The sequence below is a fragment of the Pedobacter sp. GR22-10 genome (assembly GCF_026239715.1).
In the GTDB taxonomy this organism is placed as follows: Bacteria; Bacteroidota; Bacteroidia; order Sphingobacteriales; family Sphingobacteriaceae; genus Pedobacter.
In genome coordinates this window covers 60,893-81,209 of sequence record NZ_JAPIVR010000002.1, presented here as the reverse complement: position 1 = coordinate 81,209, position 20,317 = coordinate 60,893, and the positions used below count along the sequence as shown (strand labels likewise).

Annotated in this window: 22 protein-coding genes and 1 tRNA gene; 14 read left to right on the top strand and 9 right to left on the bottom strand. The window is 39.3% G+C overall.

Annotated features, from left to right (window positions below; all coding sequences use genetic code 11):
• Window positions 1-341 precede the first annotated feature (341 nt).
• The 3 genes from OQX64_RS07900 to OQX64_RS07890 are packed head-to-tail and all read right to left on the bottom strand — an operon-like array spanning window position 342 to window position 4,793.
• Window positions 342-1,799: a hypothetical protein gene (locus OQX64_RS07900; protein WP_265818357.1), complete on the bottom strand. Its 1,458-nt coding sequence runs from the start codon at window positions 1,797-1,799 to the stop codon at window positions 342-344.
• The gene (locus tag OQX64_RS07895; protein WP_265818356.1) at window positions 1,799-3,583 is read right to left on the bottom strand and encodes a hypothetical protein; all 1,785 of its coding nucleotides are present in this window, start codon (window positions 3,581-3,583) and stop codon (window positions 1,799-1,801) included. Before OQX64_RS07895 ends, OQX64_RS07900 begins: the two co-directional genes overlap by 1 nt.
• A gap of 10 nt (window positions 3,584-3,593) precedes the next feature.
• On the bottom strand, window positions 3,594-4,793 hold the full coding sequence (locus OQX64_RS07890; protein WP_265818355.1) for a 3'-5' exonuclease: 1,200 nt from the start codon (window positions 4,791-4,793) through the stop codon (window positions 3,594-3,596).
• 191 nt (window positions 4,794-4,984) lie between these two features.
• On the opposite strand from OQX64_RS07890, the gene OQX64_RS07885 reads away from it, so the two are divergent.
• The 10 genes from OQX64_RS07885 (at window position 4,985) to OQX64_RS07840 (ending at window position 11,086) form a co-directional block, all read left to right on the top strand.
• Window positions 4,985-5,623: an alpha-ketoglutarate-dependent dioxygenase AlkB gene (locus tag OQX64_RS07885; protein WP_265818354.1), complete on the top strand. Its 639-nt coding sequence runs from the start codon at window positions 4,985-4,987 to the stop codon at window positions 5,621-5,623.
• A 673-nt stretch (window positions 5,624-6,296) separates the two neighbouring features.
• The gene (locus OQX64_RS07880) at window positions 6,297-7,073 is read left to right on the top strand and encodes a hypothetical protein (RefSeq protein ID WP_265818353.1); all 777 of its coding nucleotides are present in this window, start codon (window positions 6,297-6,299) and stop codon (window positions 7,071-7,073) included.
• Between the two features lie 170 nt (window positions 7,074-7,243).
• The gene (locus tag OQX64_RS07875) at window positions 7,244-7,513 is read left to right on the top strand and encodes a helix-turn-helix domain-containing protein (RefSeq protein ID WP_265818352.1); all 270 of its coding nucleotides are present in this window, start codon (window positions 7,244-7,246) and stop codon (window positions 7,511-7,513) included.
• Between the two features lie 18 nt (window positions 7,514-7,531).
• A complete protein-coding gene (locus OQX64_RS07870; RefSeq protein WP_265818351.1) occupies window positions 7,532-7,792 on the top strand; it encodes a helix-turn-helix domain-containing protein in 261 nt (86 codons plus the stop codon).
• A gap of 8 nt (window positions 7,793-7,800) precedes the next feature.
• Window positions 7,801-8,097, top strand: coding sequence for a hypothetical protein (locus OQX64_RS07865; RefSeq protein ID WP_265818350.1), 297 nt, complete (start codon window positions 7,801-7,803; stop codon window positions 8,095-8,097).
• 274 nt (window positions 8,098-8,371) lie between these two features.
• Window positions 8,372-8,749: a plasmid mobilization protein gene (locus tag OQX64_RS07860; protein ID WP_265818349.1), complete on the top strand. Its 378-nt coding sequence runs from the start codon at window positions 8,372-8,374 to the stop codon at window positions 8,747-8,749.
• Entirely contained in the window at window positions 8,739-9,722 is a 984-nt protein-coding gene (locus OQX64_RS07855) for a relaxase/mobilization nuclease domain-containing protein (RefSeq protein ID WP_322974941.1), read from the top strand. The genes OQX64_RS07860 and OQX64_RS07855 overlap by 11 nt, the downstream gene beginning before the upstream one ends.
• Window positions 9,723-9,756: 34 nt before the next feature.
• The gene (locus OQX64_RS07850) at window positions 9,757-10,335 is read left to right on the top strand and encodes a hypothetical protein (RefSeq protein WP_265818348.1); all 579 of its coding nucleotides are present in this window, start codon (window positions 9,757-9,759) and stop codon (window positions 10,333-10,335) included.
• Between the two features lie 86 nt (window positions 10,336-10,421).
• The gene (locus OQX64_RS07845) at window positions 10,422-10,787 is read left to right on the top strand and encodes a glyoxalase superfamily protein (RefSeq protein WP_265818347.1); all 366 of its coding nucleotides are present in this window, start codon (window positions 10,422-10,424) and stop codon (window positions 10,785-10,787) included.
• 167 nt (window positions 10,788-10,954) lie between these two features.
• Window positions 10,955-11,086 (top strand): hypothetical protein, encoded by a 132-nt coding sequence (locus tag OQX64_RS07840; RefSeq protein WP_265818346.1) that lies wholly within the window; start codon window positions 10,955-10,957, stop codon window positions 11,084-11,086.
• A gap of 342 nt (window positions 11,087-11,428) precedes the next feature.
• Here the strand turns inward: OQX64_RS07840 and OQX64_RS07835 are convergent, their stop codons facing one another.
• Both OQX64_RS07835 and OQX64_RS07830 read right to left on the bottom strand, forming a co-directional pair.
• Entirely contained in the window at window positions 11,429-12,409 is a 981-nt protein-coding gene (locus OQX64_RS07835; protein ID WP_265818345.1) for a BtrH N-terminal domain-containing protein, read from the bottom strand.
• Window positions 12,410-12,986: 577 nt separating this feature from the next.
• Window positions 12,987-13,358: a helix-turn-helix domain-containing protein gene (locus OQX64_RS07830; RefSeq protein ID WP_265818344.1), complete on the bottom strand. Its 372-nt coding sequence runs from the start codon at window positions 13,356-13,358 to the stop codon at window positions 12,987-12,989.
• Window positions 13,359-13,486: 128 nt separating this feature from the next.
• On the opposite strand from OQX64_RS07830, the gene OQX64_RS07825 reads away from it, so the two are divergent.
• The 4 genes from OQX64_RS07825 (at window position 13,487) to ltrA (ending at window position 17,558) form a co-directional block, all read left to right on the top strand.
• Window positions 13,487-14,386, top strand: a complete 900-nt coding sequence (locus tag OQX64_RS07825; RefSeq protein ID WP_265818343.1) for a HEPN domain-containing protein — start codon at window positions 13,487-13,489, stop codon at window positions 14,384-14,386.
• The gene (locus OQX64_RS07820; protein WP_265818342.1) at window positions 14,376-15,662 is read left to right on the top strand and encodes a hypothetical protein; all 1,287 of its coding nucleotides are present in this window, start codon (window positions 14,376-14,378) and stop codon (window positions 15,660-15,662) included. Before OQX64_RS07825 ends, OQX64_RS07820 begins: the two co-directional genes overlap by 11 nt.
• A gap of 202 nt (window positions 15,663-15,864) precedes the next feature.
• On the top strand, window positions 15,865-16,023 hold the full coding sequence (locus tag OQX64_RS07815; protein ID WP_265818341.1) for a hypothetical protein: 159 nt from the start codon (window positions 15,865-15,867) through the stop codon (window positions 16,021-16,023).
• A gap of 269 nt (window positions 16,024-16,292) precedes the next feature.
• On the top strand, window positions 16,293-17,558 hold the full coding sequence (gene ltrA, locus OQX64_RS07810) for a group II intron reverse transcriptase/maturase (protein ID WP_265818340.1): 1,266 nt from the start codon (window positions 16,293-16,295) through the stop codon (window positions 17,556-17,558).
• A 222-nt stretch (window positions 17,559-17,780) separates the two neighbouring features.
• Here ltrA and OQX64_RS07805 read toward each other — a convergent pair whose 3' ends face one another.
• From OQX64_RS07805 to OQX64_RS07790, 4 genes are all read right to left on the bottom strand, one after another.
• Window positions 17,781-18,317 (bottom strand): ORF6N domain-containing protein, encoded by a 537-nt coding sequence (locus OQX64_RS07805; RefSeq protein ID WP_265818339.1) that lies wholly within the window; start codon window positions 18,315-18,317, stop codon window positions 17,781-17,783.
• 51 nt (window positions 18,318-18,368) lie between these two features.
• On the bottom strand, window positions 18,369-19,592 hold the full coding sequence (locus OQX64_RS07800; protein WP_265818338.1) for a site-specific integrase: 1,224 nt from the start codon (window positions 19,590-19,592) through the stop codon (window positions 18,369-18,371).
• Window positions 19,593-19,840: 248 nt separating this feature from the next.
• Window positions 19,841-19,913, bottom strand: a tRNA-Lys gene (locus OQX64_RS07795).
• Window positions 19,914-20,112: 199 nt separating this feature from the next.
• Window positions 20,113-20,241, bottom strand: coding sequence for a hypothetical protein (locus OQX64_RS07790; protein WP_265818337.1), 129 nt, complete (start codon window positions 20,239-20,241; stop codon window positions 20,113-20,115).
• Window positions 20,242-20,317 lie beyond the last annotated feature (76 nt).

Here is a 20,317-nt window from a genome sequence, read left to right as displayed (position 1 = left end):
CTAATTGTAAATTTACAATCAAATATACGACTTCTTGACTAAGTTCAGTTAGATGTTGAAAATTTATTGTAAATTTACAATGCTTTTTATGATCCACATATTTTGGGCCTTCTAAATTTAGGTAAAATCGCTTACTTAAGACCCGACATAATGTGTATGGTTACGCATTAGAGCCCTTTTGCTTCTCAAACGCCCTCAATGCACTTAATCAGAAAACTTATAGGCTAATAACATATCATGTCGAATGGAGGACGGCTCAACTATTTTCTATCTAGGGGATAGGCTTGAAATCAGCATCGCACTCTTTGGAGCACGAGATGTAGTCGCTACTTTAATCCTAACTAATAAATCAATAGGAGCTCTTGATATACAATTTGTTGTGTTGGATTAAAATTGCCACGTTGAGTGTTGTATAATATTCTTGGTTTTGCCGTATCAATAAGCTTATGTGGACCTATATTCTTCTTAAACTCATCCCATTTTATGTTGTTGGATGACTCAATAGAATTTTGGAATACAAAATAACAAGGTACATCTGGTTTGCTTCTTCTAATTGTAAGGACTTCCTTTATTAGGTCATCGACGTTTAAATACTCGCTTGCGAAAAGAAAACTTGCGTTAAAAATGATGCTATTAGCCGCTTCCATTAATTCTAGATTTATTCCAGCAAGCGTCTGAACGAATGTTGGTAGGTTTACTGGCTCATAAATATCTGTCTGCAAGAAATATTCCGCTCCCTCTCGCATTTTTTGAAACCAGTCCACGCCGAAGTAGTCAAATGAAACTTTATTGCCCGTGGCTTCATGGATATGTTCAATCAATGCCAGTCCTGCAGTGGCAGGACCGCAACCTATATCGATAAATTTTATAATTCCAGGAGAATTGTGAAGTGTTACGAAAACGTCCAATTTTTCAAAAAGATAGATTGCGGAAAAGAAATGCATTCTCATATTAGCGTGAGCATAGAGTTTCACAATATCTAAGCCCTGAAGTCCTGGGACTTCGCGATCGAAATCTGTCTGCCCAAATCCTATAAGGGGTCTGATCCTATCTTGTCGAATACCTAAAAGAATACTGTACCAAGTAGTTCTTAAATCATGACGGATGTAGTCTGCAAATTTTTCACGAAATAATTGGTCAGAAAAATTGGTCGGTTGATAAATTCTTGGGGCTGGTGGAATAATTTCGAATCCTAGATTAAATTGCTCCTTATTTTCTTTGTAAAAGCATAAAATAGGAAACATTTCCTCCAACTCCTGCGAATCGAACACAGAGATAAATTCATTCATTTGCCCAGGTGTGCCGAGCCTACTGATATGGTCTATAGCCTCCTTATAATAGATATCGAGATCACGAATAACATCATTCTCATAATTTTCCTCTCCATCGGAAATTGCTTCTGAAAGTTTGGAGAGATATCGGAATAAAAATTTGATCTCAGAAGCGGGGTCGATGTATAAATGGTAATGAAGCCAAGCGTTAAGCCTAGCTTTTAAAATTGGATTTTCAATTTTGTTTTTACAGGTTGAGACTGGTCCATGAACGTTACAGCGCTTAAAGTAAAGGCCAAGTTCGAAATAAAGAAACTGGATTTCAGGATAATATAATTCTGGAGGTATCGCAATTTCCTGTAATTCTGTAAGGTATACAAGAATGCTGTGAAGCTCCTTCCGAACTTCACCTTCTGTTCCTGCGTTTACAAACATAAATTTTATTTCCTGCCTATTCTTAGCAACAAATTCAATTAGTTCCTCTGAATTACTCTGAAGGACTGTATTACTGAAATTTAAAATATCCATTAATGCTCCTTCAGTAGTTTTGAGAGTGTGATCCTTAGGGTTAGTTCTTCTGCACTCACCATCTGTCTTGAAATCTTCATTTGATTGATTAACTCCGATTTAGAATATACTGATCTTGATAACATTTCATTTATCCCTGTTTGGAATATTTCAGGACCAAAATTCTGCAACGGCATTGGCAACAATTTAAGCCGACGACAAAGTTGGCCTATTTCGGAATGGTAAGGTATATTTGATGGTATATCTTTTAGTATTTTTTCAATATCAACAGGTTGCATTTCAAGTTTAGCGGCAACGGTCTCAATCTTCTCGTAGAGCATCCCGATAACCTCGGAATAAAGAAACCGTACTTGTAGATTATGTTCACCGATCTTTTTTAACTCATCTTTTAATTGTAAACCCTTAATATCACCTATAAAGCCTTCGTCTTTATGGAAGACATATCCGAAAACCAAGTTTATTACAGCGCTATCAAATGCTGTTTCTAGCTTAAACCTTATTGCGGGTTTAGTGGAAGCCACTTTCGACATGGCGATCAAGGGGTTGTCAAAAGACAACCGTTCGTCCGTATTCCTAAGCATTGAATAACCGAAGAAATAACCCAATAAAGCAAACGCATACTCACCATATGATGCCGAATAAACCTCTGAAATGTCTTTCCTGGAAATTTCAATACTATTAAGATTTCCGTAATTTCTTAGGAATGCAAATAAATAGATAGCCAGTCCAGATTTAGTCTTGCTGGATTCAATAATCTTCAGCACCTTTTTACGTTCCAAATTTCTGTTTAGACTTAAAAATATATTCCGTAACTGCTCTATTGTGATTGATTCTCCTTTTTGCTCACTCGCTAACGTTCCGAAAGAAACCACATCCTGATCGTTAAAATTTTCAGGTAAATGTAATCGGTTAAATATCCATTTCAGCAATTGTTTGTCATCAGGGATCTCTCCTGAAAATAAAAAGGAATAAAATTCAGAAATGGAGCCGGGTTGTACTATTTTTGATCCAAAGGAAGGATTTATTGCCTGCATCGCATAAAAGAAATGGTCAGGAAGGGATTTAAAATTATTCGTATTATCCGCTACTAATAAAGAATAGTTCCTTAGATACGCGAATAATCCTAGAATCTTATCGAATTTATTGATCTCCTTTTCATACTTTGATTGTCCGTCTAAATTATTGTCCGATTCAATTTTATAGCTTCTACGCTCTTCTGGAAAATTGACAACAAATAGTTTTGCGGGAATAAAACCACCGCTAAATAATAACGCATCACTGATAATCTCATCTTGTTGCTTTTTCTCCTTTACTATTATTGTTTTTATCCAGGTAATAGGTACAGGATGATCTAAAAATGCAACTTCACCTGATATGGTTAAAAATTGTTTGATTTCGTCGCTAAGATCAAGCTCTAGCAAGATGTTATCATCAATGTCAGATCCCGACGGAAAATTAGATAGTATCAACTTATTAGGAACAAGTGACTGTACATCAGTAAATGCCCTATTTTTCAGGTGTATTGATGCAATAATGATTCCGCTGGAAAAATAATGATAAATATTTCCTTTGTGAATCTCTAGATAAATCTGCCTTTTTGAATCGAAAATATGATCTAGAACTGGATTACCATCAGTTGAATTTAGATTTTGTTCCTGCACATCTGTTTCTTTAACTGAAGGCAGCTCATTTGATTCTATTCCTGTGTTGTTTGTAATTTCCAGCTGTATAGGCTCTTTTTTCTTTTTCTTACCCACGTATAATGTTTTATTTCTTTTTGGCATTTTTTTATAATTAAAAGGGCAATTCTTCTTCTTCTTCTTCTTCTGTCACATTAGGAAGTGATGGCGGTGGTTCATTACAAAGTATAAATATTTCATTTTTTGCCCTCGTTACTGCAACATAATAATGATTTTGGGTTGCATATGCTCGTCCCTCTCTATTCAATTTCCTCATCGCTGGCTCAGAATTCTCGAAGAATGGCATAATCACAATATCGAACTCAAGCCCTTTACACGATTCAAAGGTAGTAATAAATGGGCTACAAAGCTTTTTCTTCACTACAAGTTCGTCATCGCCATTCATGTCGTTATAATAATAAGAATAAGATGATGCCTCCGGAGCATCTTGCGCGCAAGAATATCCATTTTTCTCCAGATGGGCACGTAATACCGGAAATTCATTTCTGAAATGAAGGAGTATTCCAATATTTGCATTTCTATTCTGGCTTATCACTTGCATGATGATATCCAATTGAGCTAATTGGTCTAAACCGCTTCTAATATCCGGCTTATTCCCTCGTCGAAACTCTGATACATCCATATCTTGAACTCTTCGATTATTGGGTACAAACTTTCTAGCCAATTCGAAGATTTCCATAGTGTTTCGAAAATTTTCCCCTAGATACTGATCCTGTGTATGTTTCTGTTTCTTTAGGTTCTCAAGGATTATATCCTCAACTTCATCATCCTCATAATATCTACGGTAATTCTGAGCGCGGTCGGCTCCGACAGAAACAGAGTCTGCTAAGGTAAAAATGTTACTGTATACAGCCGGTGGCAAGTCTTGTCCCTCATCAATAAAAAGTTCTTCGAAATAATTTCCATTAGCAGCCAAAGAGGCGAAATTACCAGCAACGATATCTTCATCAGCCGTATCATTGAAAGGGCAAACATTATTCTTATGCCAGATAAAAAATGTAGACAATTGATTGTCAACAATGTCATCAATTTGCTTCTGATCAAGATTACCAAAAAGCTCTTCTGCACGATCTCGAAGCGTTCCTTTGATAGAATATATCAACGTCCTATTAAAAGTAAATAAAATGATTTTTTTTTCGTTTCTCACCGCTCTAAGAAATCTATAAATGGTAACTACTGTCTTACCACTTCCAGGACCTCCCGTGACTAGCATAGGCAGTTTAGGATTGTAGGCGAGTTTCTGATCTTTCGTTAACAGAGTAATTTGTGGGAGATTGAACCTAAAATGCGGCATATTGGTCTTTTTTGAACGTTAAAATTAGATTTGACACTTATTGATTTTGAATAATGCCCTAAAGGCAAATCTAACATTTCTATAATAATTCCGAAATAAATGTCAATTTTGTATAACGCCACTTTTTTATACTAAAAATATTAGTAAGTTTGTGTCGACTCGGTAGTTAATCGTTAGGATATTTAAATATTATGAAGCCAGAAACAATCTTCGACCTCTTCAACCCAGCTCCAGAAGTATTTCCTGTCAGCCCCAACTTAGAGGCAGAAACCGCCTACTCAATTGAGGGTTTAAAATATGTTCCTAATTTTATTTCAGTCGAAGAAGAACAAACTCTTATAGAAAGAATTAATTCCGAGAATTGGCTTGGCGATCTAAAACGACGCGTGCAACATTATGGATGGAAATATGACTACAAAGCTAGAAAGCTGGACTATGGTATGTATTTGGGTCTTATTCCTGATTGGATTCAACTTTTAGCGGAACGTCTTGTGTCAAATGAAATCATGAAAGAAGTTGCCGACCAGGTTATAATTAATGAATATAAACCTGGTCAGGGGATTGCAAATCATGTAGATTGCGAACCATGCTTCGGAGATACAGTAATATCCATTAGTCTGGCCGCACCATGTATCATGAACTTTATTAACTTAAAAACGAAAGAAAAACGGGAAGCACTCTTAGAACCAAGAAGTGCTGTTGCAATTCAAGGGGCGGCGCGATATAGTTGGTCACATGGAATACCCGCAAGACTTGCTGACGAGATAAACGGAAATAGGGTAAACCGTTTGCTTAGAATTTCGATGACTTTTCGCAAGGTGATTTTCTAATTGTAAATTACAACAATTACTGTTCTTTGTCACTTTTGATTTATCTATTGAGCTCTACAGCTTACCTTTCAAAAGTCGAAGATAATTAACTTCTACCGTACACTTAATAAAGATTATCGTAATCAAAATCTTATTGTTCGTCACCAATCTAAAACATTAGTTGTACGTGAATTGATAATTGCTGACAACCATACGTTCTAGTGTCTCGATTTTCCTTTTGTCAATGTCAGTTAGTTTAATTTCATACACCATTTACTAGCAGCATTATTAAAAGTAAAGATTGTCCGATCTAAAAATTTAGCATACGCAAATGTTCCTAATTTTTCAATATGCATACAGCGAATTAATTGGAATTTCTGGCAGAAAGTGTATGATTCAAGGAAAGGTAAAAAAACAGTAATGGAGTAAAATTTTGAGGTTTCAAAAATAGTTCGTAAGTTGTTTCTGTAAGTCCGAAAATCGAATTTGACTAATAACAGAGCGGTTAGTAACAAGATTAATAGTCCTTGATCTAAAGGGGACGTTTATAATGCCTAAGAACTTTTCATATTTGCTTCATGAATTCTGATTTGAGAACTTGCACTTAATTACATGTAAATCACATGTTTCATTTACCGTATCAAATTATTACTTATGTTATTTTTAATTTAATGACATCACTAAGTCCGAATCGATGGCTAACAAATATTTCAAACCTCACGAAGCATTTAACCTAAATTCGCATTCCTATGATATAGGTGTTTTCACCGGGCTGAAGAATGGATTCGAGGATAATCTTTTTATCAAAAAACTATTTACCTTGCCCGAACTGGAATATCAGGCCTTTTATCAATATCACCTTGCTTATTTTCTAGGAAAGGAACCAGATGGCGAAGAGGAATTTTTCACTTTTGTCTGGCAGATCGTTTTGAGGCGTATTAACTTTATTGAGCATAAAAACCCATTTAATTCAAGCCATGCCACGGACATGGAAATACTCGAGAAGCTTATAACTTTCCAAAAGTATCTTCGCTCAATTGACCAGTGGCATATCCAAAAAACCCTCCCTGAAATTATTGCCGATCAAACCGAACTGATTAGGAAGCAACAAACAGAAATTGCAGATTTAAAGGCAGAAATAAAAGAAACCCGTCAGTGGGATGGCTATATCAACATCAGGAATGAACAAGCTTTAGCTATACTAGATCTATTCTTGCAAATGCAGAAATTGAAAGCGCCGGATGGCAACGAATTGTTGATCACTCCTGCACAAAATACCTGGGCCAAAATGATCAGCAAGTATTTTAGGGAATATGACCAGGAAAACATTGGCCAGGTCAAAGAAATCAAGATAGATAAATTACGTTACTATCTCCGGGGCATTGACCCAAAAGATCCTCTAAAAAGGGAGAATGAAATACCTGAAAAGCACAGACTTTATACGATTACTCCTGCAAAAAAGAAGAAATAACGTTTCTACGACTCATCATCCGATCTAAAAGAACCGGCTTTCTATCAATCTGGCAATAAGCGTTTTAGCAGTCTTTTCTATTTGTACTCAAACCTTCTCAATTTACCACGCAAACCCGGTGGTAACAAAAAGCTAAATCCATAGCATTCTTTTGTCCCAAAACAAAGGCTATGGAAATTATCAATGAACAAGCCCTTAGCCAGTGCATCCGGGATGCAGTAAGGGCAGAACTACAACAACATTTCAAAACTGGTGACAGCCAGTCGCCGCAAGAAGAACGGCTTTTGTCCAAACAGGAACTGGCGGATGAGCTTGGCGTATCGCTGGTTACCCTGTCCGACTGGATGAAAAAGGGGCTGCCCTTTTTGCGCTTGCACAGGCGAGTGTATTTCAAAAAAAGCGAAGTGCTTAAAATCATGCAACAAGACATTACAGATTAATTTAAGGAGGGAATTATTATGAATATGGAAATCATCACAAAAGAGGATTTAAAACAATTTAAGACCGAGATGCTGGCCGAGATCAGGCAGCTTATTAAACCGGAAGACAGGCAGAGTAAGCAATGGCTAAAAAGTGCTGAAGTGCGCAGGCTGCTGAACATCTCGCCGGGAACCCTGCAAAACCTGCGCATCAATGGTACGCTGAGATTTACAAAGATTGGTGGGATGATGTACTACAAATTGGAAGACATCAACAGGCTATTAGAGGGAGGTAACTAATGACAGAAATGAGCATTCATAACAAGGCAGCGGACTACAGCAAACTGGTCAGGCGCATGGGTGCAGACAGCCGGATGCTGGCTACTCATGTGAGTCTTTTTACCGCACTTTTTGTCTGCTGGCAGCATGGAGGTTTTACCAGTCCTTTTGCCGTTACACGTAAAAAGCTCATGGCATACAGCCGGATTGCATCGATTGCCACATATCACAAATGCATCAAAGAACTGGATGCATTTGGGTACATCCGCTACCAGCCATCTTACCACCCGATCCGGGGCAGCCTGGTCTACTGGCCGCCCGGTTGATGCGGGCAGCCGACCAGAAAAAGGTGCCGGGAAATCCCGGCGAAGTTTGCACCCTGACGCTCCTTAAAGGAGCCATCAGGGCATGGAAACCGCTAAGGTTTGCCGAAGCTTTTAGCACGTCAAACTTATGCGCTTTGTAGGGAGCGAGTTAATGTTTTTGCTATACAAAAACCCGGATTCACCCTGAAGGGATGCCCCGGACTCGCTCCCGTTGGTCGGTTAAAAAAAGAAATTAAGAAAGGATCTATAGAAGATTTGGAAAGGAAAGCAGGGAATGAAAACAGCGACAACTAGTAGTGAAATAAAGAAAAAAAGAGTACCCGGCAGACCAAAAAAAACGATTAGCCGTAGTGACCTGCTGATGATCCGGTTAACCCCGACGGAAAAACAACTGATTGGCCAGCGGGCGAAAAATGCGGGGCTGAAACCAAGCGAATGGTTCCGCAGGGCGGCCAAGGGCGCCAGGGTTTTCCCCCGTTTCACCCCCGAGGAAAGCGGCTGGTTCAGGATGTTATCAGGGATGGCCAATAACCTCAACCAGCTGACACACCTTGCCCACGTGGAAGGCTTGCCTACGCTAGCTTTAAAATGCCAGGCACTGGTCAGGCAAATAGAAGAACTGTTAACCAAGATCAATCGCCATGATGGGTAAACCGATCACGGGAAGAAGCTTCGGGGGCTGTGTCCGCTACGTCGTGGATAAGCCCGAAGCGAAGATCCTTTTTGCCGAGGGTGTAAGGATGCAGAACGCCACCACGTTAACAAATGATTTTAACCTGCAACGCAAAATGACGCCGGAACTGGGCAAGGCGGTCGGGCATCTGGTCTTAAGCTGGAGCAAGGAAGACTTGCCTAAACTGACCGATGAAGTCATGCTGGAACGGGCAAAAGAATATATGCAGAAGATGGGTATCCGGGATACGCAGTATGTGGTGGTACGTCACCATGATAGATCGCACCCCCATCTACACGTGATCTATAACCGGGTGGACAATAAGGGGGAGACGATCACCGATAAGAATAATTACCCACGCAATATCAAAGCCTGCAGGGAGCTCACCCTAAAATACGGTTACCATTGGGGCATGGGCAAAGAGCAGGTCAACAGGCAGGCCTTAAATGGCAAGGAAAAGATCAGATACGAACTGTATGATGCCATTAAAGCCGCTATGAAAACGTCCACGAACTGGAAAGAGTTGGAAGCGAAGCTGACCGTGCGGGGCATCGGTATCGCTTATAAGTTCAAAAGCGGTACCAAAGAAGTGCAGGGCATCTCTTTTGAAAAGGGCGGGCTGAAAATGAAGGGTTCCGCTATTGATAGGAGTTTAAGCTTTTCCCGCATGGATGCACAGTTGAACCGCAACCAGCAGGTACAGGCTTACCATGCCGCAAGGGAGGCAAATCAACCCTCACTGGCGCAGCAGTTGAGAGAGGCCATCTGGCAGGGCATTCATGCCGAGCACCAGCATAGTCCGAATGCGTCTGGTGTAGTTGAAAACCTGCTGAATATCCTGCTTAGCCCGGAGTTTGTGCCATCGGCATCAGACCCGGTCGGAGACGCAGAAATAGCCCGCAGGAAACGAAAGAAACATCAGGCAGAGCAATCCCAGGGAGTAACCAGATAAATAAACAAACTATTCACCAACAAAATTCAATGTTATGGAACAGGACGAATTAGAAGAAAAAGTAACAATGGCCGAAGAACTCATTCTGGGCTTAGTTAAGCGAATGGAAGTCATCGAAAGCGAACTGCCAGGATTTTTAAAGTCGTTTTTGCAGCAGTATAAAGAGACTTTAGCTAACATCTCTGGCCAGATAGAAAAATCCAACAAGCGTTATGACGATCAGAAAATTAGCCAGCAGATCGATCAGGTCAAAGACCTAGTGGGTACCATACCCAAGATCATCACCGTAAAAAATGAACATCACCACCATTTCGGTGCATGGTCAAAAAACCTCATCATTGGTGTAGCGGCCTGTTTCCTAATTACAGCCTCATCTGTCGGAACAGCTTTGTACCTGAACCACCGTAATAACCGGCTTAATAGTGAAGCTTATAACTATTGGTTGGTTAGGGCGATGTATCCTGTAGTTTCCAAGACAATCGAAAAAAAATTACGGGATGACCCCAATGGCTTTATAGAGAAAGCAGAAAAAGAAATGGCCAAACAAAATTCTATTATGGCTGCTAAATACAATGACGACCGGGCGAAGAAGAAAAGGCAATCATTAAAATAGAAATTAGAAAAGTTTTACTTTAACAATCTTGTATAATTTTTTTATCTATTGGTAATTATTAAATTGCACCATATTTATTATTTTATATGAAAGCATTAAGTTCATCTGTTGTCATTCATGTCACTGACCTCGACAAAGCCCTTAATTACTATACAAATATTCTGGGGTTCAGCTATGATTTTAAATTTGGAGATTATATAGGATTAGTTTATGACAATATTTGCGTTCACTTAAGTGGGCCATCAAATCCTGGGCGTAAAAAAGTACCAGGCAATGCTCATTTTTGTATAGATTGTGATGAAATTGATATTTACTATGCCCTTATCACTGCACGTGGCGCATTAATAGATACTGTTTTAGAAGACCGCCCATATGGAATGCGCGATTGCGCTGTTAACGACCCCGACGGTAATACAATAGTTTTTGGCAAAGCACTTTCTGGAAATATATAGTAACGGTCTTTTTCCTAATCACAGCCTCATCTTTCGGAACAGCTCTGTATCTAAACCACGAAAACAGCCGCATTACGGCCAATGAGTTCAAATATCGTGCGATCAGGCAGACGGCTCCCACTTGGGGGCATTGGGCAGATACGACCTACATCCGTAATCCTAAGACAATGGAAGAGAATACCATTAAGCTGGAAGCCGAGGCGTTGGAAAAAGCCTATGCGGAAGAAGTTGCCAGACAAACGGCTGAAGAGGCGAAGCAAGCCAGGAAGCGGCTGCATTCGCTGAAAAACAAAGAGTGAGTTTGTTTATGTGAAATGATAAATATAAGAGGTGCGACTAAATGCAATCTAGGTGACAATATGAAATAATTTGCCATTCAATAAATAATGAATGGCAAATCTGAGGGGCGATCATTTCAAACCCATTGCTTTTTTTTTTGATAGTAGAACTGGATAACTATCCAAATAATTTGAGCAGGTAATCTGTAATCTTTCAAAGCAATTTTAGTAAGCCTACATCGGTAGGGATCAGTTCACCCGCAAGCTTCCTTTGTTCTCCAATGGAGCCTGTTTATGTTGTGCCACAATCAAATATGATAGATTCTCCGGTAGGTAAGAAGAAAAAAGGTATAGATCGTTCGTCTATATTTTTGCCAATTGTTCCATTGCGTTTTTTTCTTTTGTTGAAAGTTGTTTTAAAATGTCTGTCACTTGTTCAATGTATTTTCTGTCTTTGGTTTTGCTGACTTGTAAAAAGAGATTTGAAATTTCTGTCCATAAGCTAGCAATTTCAACAAATTCTTCATGTGCCTCTTTTAAAGTATCAAGTTTTAAGATGTTGTAACTTTCGTTCAGAAAGTCCCTGTATAAATTTCTGAATAAAGCTCCACCTGTCCCTGCTCTTTCCATAAGCATTGCACTTGCTTTAAATTCACTTTCAATGTCTTTACTTGTATCAAACCAATTTTGTATTTCTTTGCTTGTTTTTAGAATTCCTTTATAACCAATATTGGTGATTGGTGGATTTACATAATCTGTCGCATTGTTACGAATGGCGATGAGAATAGCACTTTTCAGGTTATATTTTTTATCTGTCTTGCTTAAAGTGTAATGCAAGTTTCTAGAAGACATTGGTCCTTTTTCGTTTCGTGCGAGTGCTAAACTTCTTAAACTTGTTTTTACTTGCCCGCCCTGTTGTTTCGTGTCTACCAAAAATGCAGTTTCCTTATCATACCCATAAATTGCTGCATAATGGCCTGCAAAATGAAATGGGTTCGAGAAATATTCTAAATGATAACAATCCAATTTAAGTCCTACAACGATTCCATTATCAAGAAGTTGCTTTACATCTTCCCAAGCCTTGAGCATTGAAGAAGTTTCTTTAATTGTTAATTCAAGGCTTAAATTCTTAGCAAGGTTTTGTGTTAATAGATCAGTTTTAATTCGCCCACCAATGAAAGGAAAATTCATTGATTTCATATTCCAAAAAATAAAACCAAGTCCTTGCCCAAGTCCAAAAAGCATTGGTTCAGAAAGTTCAATATCAAGGTGTCTTAGCAAAGTTCCTGTAGTAGTTGTTTCGCAATGTTGTCCATCAAATGGTTTTAAATTTTCTATTTTCATTTTTTGTAATGACGTTATTTTTAAACTAAAAACCGATATTCAAATTCATCTTCTATAAGTTCTATTATTTTACAATATAAAACTTCCAGGAAGCTTTATTGCATTGTTCAGTTGTAATCTTTCTATATTTTGTAAGCCCCATCTTAGTAAGCCAAAATTTGGTAGCAAGTTTTTATCGCTGCTGGGATACTAAAGCTAGAAATTTGGTCAGAGCAAAAGCAATGATTAGACAGAATACCTAATCTTCAAGCATGAACCTATTAAGGGTAGATAGAGCTAATCTATTCAATTGACATCTCTTAAATTATGCAACCAAATGTGATTCTTAACTATTCCCTCAATTATTGGAGAACTCAAATCAGAAGTCCTAAAATAGAGTGGTCAACAATCAACATGCATTCTCCACATCTTTAAACTCTCCATAAACTCATTTCATTAATCAAATTTATTTTTCAGTTTTTGGTTATGAGTTTTCAATAATTTAAAGGATAAATAACAGCTTGCAAAAAGGTAACGAACAAAAATAGATTACAATCTATGTCTTAACTACGCAGCTAGTAGTTCAATTACTTATTTTTTATTTTAAAAGTTCATTTTTTTCACGCTCACTTGCAAGTAGGCGCTCATAAAGCTCAACGACTTTGTCCAAAGGATTGAAGGTGCAGTGTTGTCGGAAATCACCAGTACTGCTGTCATGAAAATTGTTAAAATAATTGAATATTGATTCCTCACTAAAATTCTTTATTCCTTCAACAGTAACACCCAAAACAGTAGCGATTTTTTCCAAAGTCGACTCTTCTACTTCTTCGCTCTGCTCTATCTTAGAAATGGTCTGCTGGCTTACGCCAAGTTCAATAGCAAGAAAATCTTGTTTTATACCACGTATTTCCCTGATACGGCTGATCTTTCTGCCGATATGCACTTTGTTAGATTTTGTAGGCGTTTCCATAAAGCAAATATAATAAATTCCTAAGATAGTAATGAACCAATCTATTGTAGTAAGATACCAGCTTTATTGGTAGGTTACGGAATTGCCGTACCGCATTTTTGATCTTAGAAATCAAAAATGTCACGATTATGGAAACACAATTCTCGCAATCTGGTCAGTTCCAGAAAGAAAACTTTTCGGCCTTTATCAAAGAGCTGGTTCAAAAATTCAAGCCCGAGCAAATCTATAGCTTTGGAAAAAACATCGATTTTAAAATCAATGACGGGTGCTTTATAGAGAACCACAGTACAGAAAACTATCATTATTTTTTGTTGATGGTCACCGAAAGCGTTACCAGAATTGAACACGAAGTACAAGACTTTGCCAATAATAAATACCCTTTCGGCAAGATCACCATATTGGCTCATGGGAAAGAAACCATTGCAGCCGCAATACAGGCAAATAACAGGTTCTTCATCACCGTTTACAATGAGGGTAAAATTCTCTATAGTCGGGATGGTATGGTACAACCTTTCCAAGCTACAAGTTTGATACCTACACAGGGAGCAGTAAAAGCCCAAAAACATTACAACCACCGCTTTCCATTGGCAACAGGTTTTTTAGCAAGTGCAAAAGAATGCCTGACAAAACAACATTACAATCTAAGTGCATTTATGGCGCATCAGGTCGTAGAACAATGCTGTATTGTTTTGATTAGGGTTCATCTGGCTTACCGTTCCGATATACACAACCTATATAGACAGTTTCGGTTGTGCGATAGCTTTTCTCCGGCACCATCAAGGCTATTTTTATCGGGCAGTGAAGAGGACAAACGGCTTTTTGATATCATGGTGAAAAGCTATTCTGCTGCACGTTACAAGGATGACTTTAAGGTTGAACAAGCCGATGCTGAGCAAATATTTACGCGTGTTTCCACCTTTCTAAAGCTTACTGAAATGATGTGCGGTGACAAGATAAAATCCCTTGCAACAGTAGCAGAATCTTATATGCAATTAAAAAAAGAAAGTGAGGTGGATTATGCCGGATAGAACTATTCCATCAACGAACTTCTTTCATTTGCCTTTTACGCCAAATACAAAAATACTTACAGAAAATACACTGAACCAATATTCTGAGATCAGAAAACCCAAAAGGGGTTATTTCCCCATTAAAGTCAGAAAAATCTCTTTCAGCAATGAACTGCTTGTAATCGGTGTAATTCTGGATAAAGAGCCTGAAGAAATGGTTTACATTAAGGTTACCGCCTCCGAGCTATTAATAAGTTGCAGCGTTGATACCCATGAAAACTATTTGAGCCGATACGCTTATTTTTCGCTTGCCCAATTGATGTACTATGACACTAAATATGATTTCGAAGACTATTATTGGCCGGATTTCTTTGATCAGAAAACAGGGGAATCTAAGTACCTGATGATTCACAAGTCGAAGGACAATTTACATGTATCTTCAAAAGTACGATATACAGGATTCTATAAACCGAAAAAACAACTTCCTGTAATAACACAAAATCCTGTTCCGTTAAGAAAAGTAGTTCCCTGCATTCAGGAACAACCACCTAAAGAGACACATGTGATATTAGGTTTCTGCCTTGCCGATTCTAATAATGAATGGTATCGAACTAATCATTATCCCTTTTTGGTTCCCTATACAGGGATTTTGAACAAGGCCAAAACCGAGCTGAGAAGCTTCACTATATATGTGCTTAATGAAACGCAGCTACCGGAAACTGATCTTACGGACGAGCAGCAAAAACTCGTGGAGATTTGCTTCGACATGAGGAAGATCGCGTTAGTAGCAAGCCCAGCATATAAAGATGATGCTAGTAAGCTTGCTGAAAAACGGGAACAGAACCAATATAATTTCAATGAGCTTTTTGAGCTATGGCAAAAGGCGCTTCCTTTACTTTCAGGAAGATTGTACACACACTACAATTATACATATGGAATGCGTAATGTAAAGGGCAAACCAAGAAGGTCATCCATGATTGCTTGTAGCTTTGACAGTGAGACACCGGAAATCTGTTTTCTATGGAAAGATAAGGGCGATTACTACAAGCTAGAACTTCGGTTACGGCTTAGCGGAAAAATCCACCAGCTACAATATAATTATAACACTGCTTTTTTTGCTATGCTGTTTTACAATCCGAGAAGATATGCGCTTTTAAATTCGGTTATCGATAGTAAACTTCTTAGTTTTTTCCAAAAGAGTCATTTTCAACTATTGGTGCTGAAGAAGCATTATGATGGTGATTTCAAAGAATTTGTTGATCGGTTAAGGATGATTTATGTGTTTATCAGTCAATAACGCTTATAGCTGTGGTCTATACAGGAAGAGCCACGAATGTGGCTCTTTTTATTGTGCGCCCGGCATGGGCGCAAACTCTAGGGTGCAAGTCCCGAACGCGCCTTGATAGTGGGAAGCGTTAACTTAAGGCAAGGGTGTCCTGCGTGAGCAGGAATCTGAAGGAAGCCGGCGGTAAATCTCTGGCCTGACGAACAGGAAGCAGATGAGGCAATTACATGTGGGTGAGTTTGCAATACAAAACGAAGCCCAAAACTATCCGAAACATGTTGTTGTATATCTGACAGGTATATGGAGAGAAAGTTTGCGTTCTTACCCGGGGAGATCTGCCGAGCAGTTGCCGGAGGGAGATGCGCCTCCCTAAGGGGCAAGGTAATACAGTGATGTATTACTGGCTCCGCAGAAGTCAGCAGAGGCCATAGTACCTATCTTTAGGGAAGGGCTGAACATTAAACGTCCGAGTGACACTGGAAATGGGATGATCGTTAAGAAAGCAGAAAACTCTGAATAGAGGGCTGCCCTGCGAGGAATATGCTGGAAGCAGAAAGGTAGCAGGGAGCGCCGAGCGATTTCTTGAAGGAAGGATGAACACAAGGAAACAGTAGGGGAAAAAAAAAAAAAAATGTATTCGACATGTTACTCGAGGAAATTATCAGTAAAAGCAATATGCACCAAGCCTTTGAACGGGTGGTTGCAAACAAAGGTGCGGCCGGAGTAGACGGTGTCGGATTTCTGGACTTTACCCTTGAGGTCAGGGCGAAGTGGCCATTGATCAAAAGTCAGCTGGAAAAAGGAGAATACCATCCCATGGCAGTAAAACGGGTGAAAATTCCAAAAGCTAACGGTGGTATTCGTCTATTAGGTATCCCTACCTATATGGACAGAATGATCCAGCAGGCTATCTCACAGGTACTGGTAGGACTCTACGATCCGGAATTCTCGGCAAACAGCTATGGTTTTCGTGCAGAAAAGAATGCTCATCAGGCCTTAGAAAAGGCAAAAGAGTACATCAATGCAGGATACAGCCATGTTGTCGACCTTGATCTGGAGCAATTCTTTGACCGGGTAAACCATGATTATTTGATGAACGAATTGAGTAAGAAAATACAGGACAAGCGCTTATTAAAGCTTATTCATAGTATCCTTCGGGCTAACATTCAAGATCAGAACAATCAAATTCCCTGTAAACAAGGAGTTCCCCAAGGCGGTCCACTTAGCCCCTTACTTTCCAATATTATTCTGGATAAACTAGATAAAGAACTGGAAAGACGGGGTCATCGTTTTGTGCGCTATGCTGATGATTGTAGTATTTACGTGAAAAGTAAACGTGCTGGAGAACGTGTCATGGAAAGTATCAGTACCTATATTGAAAAGGAATTGAAACTCAAAGTGAACGTAGAAAAGAGCATGGTCACCCGGCCCTGGCAAACTAAATTGCTGGGCTTCACATTTTATCACAAGAAAGGATGTAAATGCATTACGGTACACCGTAAGAGCATTAATACGTACAAAGATAAAATCAGGGCAATTACTTGTCGAAGCAAACCTTATGCAATGGAAGAGCGAATGATGCGAATCAGACAACTCAATCAGGGCTGGGGAAATTACTTTAAATTAAGTGAGGCAAAGACAGTCTTTATCGAACTGGATAAATGGGTCAGAAGTCGAATTCGACTATGCTACTGGGCGCAGTGGAAGAGGGTTAGAACTCGTATCCGTCAGTTGGAAAAGTTGGGTGTCAACCCTGATACAGCCTATGAATGGGGTAATACCCGAAAAGGGCACTGGAGAACGGTACACAGTCCCATCTTAACCAGAACACTCAACAATACGTTTTTAAAGAAAGAAGGGCTACTATGTCTTAAAGAAATAGTAGCCCCAAAAGCTGTTTATGTTTAATGAACCGCCGTATGCCGAACGGCACGTACGGTGGTGTGAGGGGACAGGTAATCAACTAATGATTACCTTCCTACTCGATAGTGCTGGGAAATGGTTTTCAAATCTCATTATATTTGTATTATCGCAAAAATCCCCCGCTCATTTGCGGCCTGCGGAACGGCTCCGCTCTTGGCCGTTGCTGTTCCCGCTTTGGGCATATACGGAGAAGACAGTAACAGAAAACTACAGTTCGTCGGGTTTGAACCCAATTCGTGTCCTTTTCGGCGCTGGCCGTTCCTGTTTTTCCAGCAGTTCGTCTAAGTAGCGGAAAACGATTTCCATGTTTTTGTCTTGGTTATCCAGTTTCCCTTTAATCTTTTCAATGTCCAGCCTGATCTCTGTATTGTCGGAAAGCATATGGCGCATTTTAGTAAATATGCGGATGATCTGGATGTTTACCTCAATAGCCCTTGTACTGTTTAGCACGCTGGAAAGCATGACTACGCCCTGTTCGGTAAAGGCCATAATATTATATTTTGAGTGCGCCCCATGTCTTAAAGTGCCAAATTGGCTCCTTAAGATTTTCTGTTCCTCCGTATTCAACTCAAACATGAAATCTTCGGGAAAACGCTCCGCATTCCTTTTTACCTGCCGCTTTAGCTGTTTGGTTTCCACTTCGTATAGTTCAGCCAGATCGGAATCCAGCATCACTTTATGGCCTCTTATCATGTAAATCTGGTTCATAACCAGTTCATCAGAAATTTTGATCTTTGTTTCCATTCTATTATGTATTTAAAAGTGGTCGGCATGTGGACTGCCGACCGTAAAGGGTTAAATAGAGGCGAAAATCTGTCTTAAAGGTGCCATGTCACTGCTTACCTTTTCATCCAGCATTTTTGCATAAAGTTGGGTGGTGCGTATATTGGTATGCCCCATCATTTTAGATACGCTTTCAATAGGTACGCCGTTGAGCAGGGTAACTGTAGTTGCAAAAGTGCGCTTGGCAATCCGGTTGCCCAATATTTTGACGATGCCAGACAGGGCGGCAATTTCAACCAGATATTCGTTCATTTTTTGATTGCTGGAAATCGGCAGCGCCCTGTTGTTATTAACACAGAAAGGGTGACCTTTATACCTTTCCAGAATATCAGTGGCTAAGGGAATGAGCGGTACGGCTACAGGCGTACCTGTTTTTTTGCGATAGCTGAACAGCCACTTTTCCCCGTCAATACCTATACGTATGTCAGTTTGTTTGAGTTTTTGCACATCGGCATAGGACAGCCCTGTATAACAGCTAAACAGGAAGAAATCCCGAACCTGTGAAAGTCTTGCGGTACTGTATTTTTTGCCCGCAATGTTTTGCAGTTCATCCGCAGTAAGGTATTCCCTTTGTACGAGTTTTGATTTCAACTTATAACCAAAGAAAGGGTCAGTGATGATCCATTTGTTTCTAAGACATATACGGACGATTTTTCCCAGATTTTTAAGGTGCTTACTGGCGGTATTGGTATCATTATCCTTTGACGTGTGCAGGTAGAAATCAAAACCATCAATAAACTCATGGTCTATATTTCGGATATTGAGGTCATCTGTTTGGTATTTCAGTAAAAGATATTCCTTAACGTGCTTTTCCAGTACCTTAAATCGCCTAAGAGTGCCTTCCGCATAATCTTCCTTTTCTACAAGTGCGGCCATGTTTGTATTATGCATTTTAATGGCCTCCATAATGGTGTGTGTTTTTTCGGCTTTACCTAAGAATTTGCATTTAACGCTATCAGCGGTTATTACAGCTCCGTCTAGGTTTAGCTGGCTATGGGCTGCATAAACCTCCGCTTTCATATTTTCCAAATAGGCATTCAAAGTTTTAACATCTTCCTTTGTGCCGATGACTTTTCCGGCTTTTGCATTCCACCGCTCCGGTTCGCAATTTCTGCTTGTGGACATTTCCGCACGAACCCCGTCCACCGTAATTCTTAAAAAGATAAAGTAAACAGCCCCTTTTGTGTAGTTCTTTGGCTTTTTCAAAAAGAAAAGCACGCTAAAATTAGTTTTCATAACGATAACATTAAGGTTAAACAAAAATAGCTTTGCAGTTTCATTCATACAAGATGTTAATCTATTAAACTAGTTGAATATCAATTCTTTAATACGAATTAGGGGAGTTTGATATTATAAAGAACGACGCTCCGAATGACGCACATTTTATATGCGATTTCGTGCATATTTTGGTAAAACCCGTAAAAGCAAAAACCCTGCAATCATTTGATTTGCAGGGTTTTAGTTCTCTTTGATATTGTTTCTTGTGATCCCGCTGGGATTCGAACCCAGGACCACTACATTAAAAGTGTAATGCTCTACCAGCTGAGCTACGGAATCTACTTTGTTAAAAACGTCCTCTGTTTTCTTTAAAGTGTTGCAAATATAGGATTCAGACAGCGCTGTTGCAAATAAAAATACCGCAAAAGTGCTACTGTATTGATTTATAAGGCAATTAATTATTATTCTTTCATTTTTAGAATATGTTTCAATATCTTGACGGCAATGATAACTGCCAACTCTCCAGCATCGAATCGTATTATTTAACCTCTGCATTTTTTGCCACATATTTTGTGATGACCATACCTTGATCCTTTGTTTTAAAATTTACAGGGTCTAAAAAAGGAATGTCAGTTGGCTCATTTGACATACCTGCAGGTGCTGCCATATGTATTCCCACGGCATATATCTAAAGCTTCTCCACTTTTAATCGGCAACGGCTTGGCTTTACTGCAAACTGCGTC

What these genes read in the sequence shown, in the direction of transcription:
- ltrA (WP_265818340.1), top strand. Translation starts at nt 16,293, where the DNA reads ATGTTACTCGAGGAAATTATCAGTAAAAGCAATATGCACCAAGCCTTT.
- OQX64_RS07825 (WP_265818343.1), top strand. Translation starts at nt 13,487, where the DNA reads ATGGAAACACAATTCTCGCAATCTGGTCAGTTCCAGAAAGAAAACTTT.
- OQX64_RS07820 (WP_265818342.1), top strand. Translation starts at nt 14,376, where the DNA reads ATGCCGGATAGAACTATTCCATCAACGAACTTCTTTCATTTGCCTTTT.
- OQX64_RS07900 (WP_265818357.1), bottom strand. Translation starts at nt 1,799, where the DNA reads ATGGATATTTTAAATTTCAGTAATACAGTCCTTCAGAGTAATTCAGAG.
- OQX64_RS07855 (WP_322974941.1), top strand. Translation starts at nt 8,739, where the DNA reads ATGATGGGTAAACCGATCACGGGAAGAAGCTTCGGGGGCTGTGTCCGC.
- OQX64_RS07830 (WP_265818344.1), bottom strand. Translation starts at nt 13,358, where the DNA reads ATGGAAACGCCTACAAAATCTAACAAAGTGCATATCGGCAGAAAGATC.
- OQX64_RS07815 (WP_265818341.1), top strand. Translation starts at nt 15,865, where the DNA reads ATGAGGCAATTACATGTGGGTGAGTTTGCAATACAAAACGAAGCCCAA.
- OQX64_RS07790 (WP_265818337.1), bottom strand. Translation starts at nt 20,241, where the DNA reads ATGGCAGCACCTGCAGGTATGTCAAATGAGCCAACTGACATTCCTTTT.
- OQX64_RS07865 (WP_265818350.1), top strand. Translation starts at nt 7,801, where the DNA reads ATGAGCATTCATAACAAGGCAGCGGACTACAGCAAACTGGTCAGGCGC.
- OQX64_RS07890 (WP_265818355.1), bottom strand. Translation starts at nt 4,793, where the DNA reads ATGCCGCATTTTAGGTTCAATCTCCCACAAATTACTCTGTTAACGAAA.
- OQX64_RS07875 (WP_265818352.1), top strand. Translation starts at nt 7,244, where the DNA reads ATGGAAATTATCAATGAACAAGCCCTTAGCCAGTGCATCCGGGATGCA.
- OQX64_RS07835 (WP_265818345.1), bottom strand. Translation starts at nt 12,409, where the DNA reads ATGAAAATAGAAAATTTAAAACCATTTGATGGACAACATTGCGAAACA.
- OQX64_RS07850 (WP_265818348.1), top strand. Translation starts at nt 9,757, where the DNA reads ATGGAACAGGACGAATTAGAAGAAAAAGTAACAATGGCCGAAGAACTC.
- OQX64_RS07845 (WP_265818347.1), top strand. Translation starts at nt 10,422, where the DNA reads ATGAAAGCATTAAGTTCATCTGTTGTCATTCATGTCACTGACCTCGAC.
- OQX64_RS07800 (WP_265818338.1), bottom strand. Translation starts at nt 19,592, where the DNA reads ATGAAAACTAATTTTAGCGTGCTTTTCTTTTTGAAAAAGCCAAAGAAC.
- OQX64_RS07840 (WP_265818346.1), top strand. Translation starts at nt 10,955, where the DNA reads ATGGAAGAGAATACCATTAAGCTGGAAGCCGAGGCGTTGGAAAAAGCC.
- OQX64_RS07895 (WP_265818356.1), bottom strand. Translation starts at nt 3,583, where the DNA reads ATGCCAAAAAGAAATAAAACATTATACGTGGGTAAGAAAAAGAAAAAA.
- OQX64_RS07880 (WP_265818353.1), top strand. Translation starts at nt 6,297, where the DNA reads ATGGCTAACAAATATTTCAAACCTCACGAAGCATTTAACCTAAATTCG.
- OQX64_RS07885 (WP_265818354.1), top strand. Translation starts at nt 4,985, where the DNA reads ATGAAGCCAGAAACAATCTTCGACCTCTTCAACCCAGCTCCAGAAGTA.
- OQX64_RS07805 (WP_265818339.1), bottom strand. Translation starts at nt 18,317, where the DNA reads ATGGAAACAAAGATCAAAATTTCTGATGAACTGGTTATGAACCAGATT.
- OQX64_RS07870 (WP_265818351.1), top strand. Translation starts at nt 7,532, where the DNA reads ATGAATATGGAAATCATCACAAAAGAGGATTTAAAACAATTTAAGACC.
- OQX64_RS07860 (WP_265818349.1), top strand. Translation starts at nt 8,372, where the DNA reads ATGAAAACAGCGACAACTAGTAGTGAAATAAAGAAAAAAAGAGTACCC.